Annotated in this window: 1 protein-coding gene and 1 pseudogene; both read right to left on the bottom strand. The window is 63.0% G+C overall.

The window, feature by feature from the left end; all coding sequences use genetic code 11:
• A pseudogene (locus NEZ08_RS04765) lies at positions 1-189 on the bottom strand (hypothetical protein); the annotation flags it as partial.
• A 135-nt stretch (positions 190-324) separates the two neighbouring features.
• Positions 325-1,491, bottom strand: coding sequence for an IS4 family transposase (locus tag NEZ08_RS04760; RefSeq protein ID WP_298104260.1), 1,167 nt, complete (start codon positions 1,489-1,491; stop codon positions 325-327).
• Between the last annotated feature and the right edge of the window lie 113 nt (positions 1,492-1,604).

The raw sequence follows: 1,604 nt of genomic DNA, 5'->3' as shown, positions 1-1,604 counted from the left end.
GCGCTCGCCGGTGTTGAGATTGCCCCGCATGAAGAACGAGGCGACGAGCAGCGCCGCGAGGGCGAGCGCCAGCGCGACGAGCGGCGGCCGCGAAAAGAAGGGCGCCACGCCGCCCTCGCCGAGGACGGCGAGGGCGAGATAGAAGAGGGTCCCGAGGATACCGAGAAGGATGAAGATGGGCTTGCGCATGACGGCGCCCCGCGCGTGGTCCGTGACATGCTACACCAACGCCGGGTTTCGCACGGCGGCGTCGAAATCGTCGGCTTGCGCCGCGGCCGCTCAACGCCGATAAACCCGGCCGGCGCACGGCTGTCCGGGGAAAAATCAGACATAGGTGAACCTGAGCTGGTGTGGAGAGCTTCGCGTTTTTCGGGTGCTTGGGTTGACGGGCGGTGGCCTGTCGATCGCGGCGATGTCACGGCGGTCAAACAGGCATTGGGCGACGAGATCGGTGAATCGAAGGATGGAGAGGTGAATCTTATAAGTCCGGACGGCGATGCGCAGCAGGGCGTAGGCGATCATGGCGGCGTAGATCTGAAGGCGGATGGCATTGTCGTTGTTTCCGAGGAACTTACGAATCTTGAGGTGCTGCTTGATCCAGCGGAACAGGAGCTCGATCTGCCAGCGCGCCTTGTAGAGTGCGGCGATCTCGAGCGCCGGGCGCGCCAAGTCATTGGTCAGCAGGGTGAGCACATCGCCGGTCTCGTGGCGCTGGACCTTGATCTGGCGGAGCCGGATCGGCAGCTTGGAGTCGCCTTTGCTGGCGAAGCTCACCTCGGCATCGTCGAGGACGGTAAAGCCATCGCCGGTCACCGTGAGAAGCGGCCGCTGCTCGACCAGCTCGAGCTTCATGCTGCTCTTGGGACGTGTCACGAAGAACGCCTTGGCATCGGCGATTTGGCGCCACCAGCCATAATGACAATAGCCCTTGTCGAACACGTATGTCGCACCAGCCTCGATCGTGGCGGTGCGGCCGACCGGGGCGTCGTTGACGTTGGCGTTGGTGATACCGAGGATGCGCGGGCTGTCGGTCTCGGGGGCGTAGACGATATGCACCTTCATGCCCTTGAAGCGTCCATTCGATTTCGCCCAGCCGTAAAGCTTGCCCAGTGGGATCGGCGTCGAATCGATCAGGCGCAGCATCGCCCGGCCGTCCCGCCGTGCCAGACGATCGAGCTGACCCGCGAGCAGGATGAAGGTGTCGCTGAACACTTCTACCGGCCGGCGCCGGTTCGCGTCCGACAATGTCGAGCGCTGCACCGTACCGCTCGCCAGATGGTAATGATGCTGCCGGTTCGCGTTCCAGCTCGCCTCAACGCCGCGAAGCGTCTCCGCCTTGCTGAACTGCCCGAACATCAGGACCAGCAGATGATCCCAGCTCTCGAACGATTTGTCGTACGCGTTCCCCCGGTGACGCGCCACAATCCCGTCAAACTGACGACGATTGAGCGGTTCAAGGAGCTTGGCGAAAATGCTAGAAGTGAACCGCATGCCCCGTCCTTTTCTGAGTCTCGCAAACACAGAATAGGCGGGAAACCCCCGTCGGGCGGGGCATGCAGCCGCGACAAATCGAATCACCGATACCTTTCCCCGGACAGCCGTGC

Origin of the sequence: Bradyrhizobium sp., assembly GCF_027451485.1 — a bacterium.
GTDB lineage: Bacteria > Pseudomonadota > Alphaproteobacteria > Rhizobiales > Xanthobacteraceae > Bradyrhizobium.
This window is presented reverse-complemented; position numbering and strand designations above follow the sequence as displayed.

Coding starts and splice junctions, on each gene's coding strand:
- NEZ08_RS04760 (WP_298104260.1), bottom strand. CDS start 1,491: ATGCGGTTCACTTCTAGCATTTTCGCCAAGCTCCTTGAACCGCTCAAT.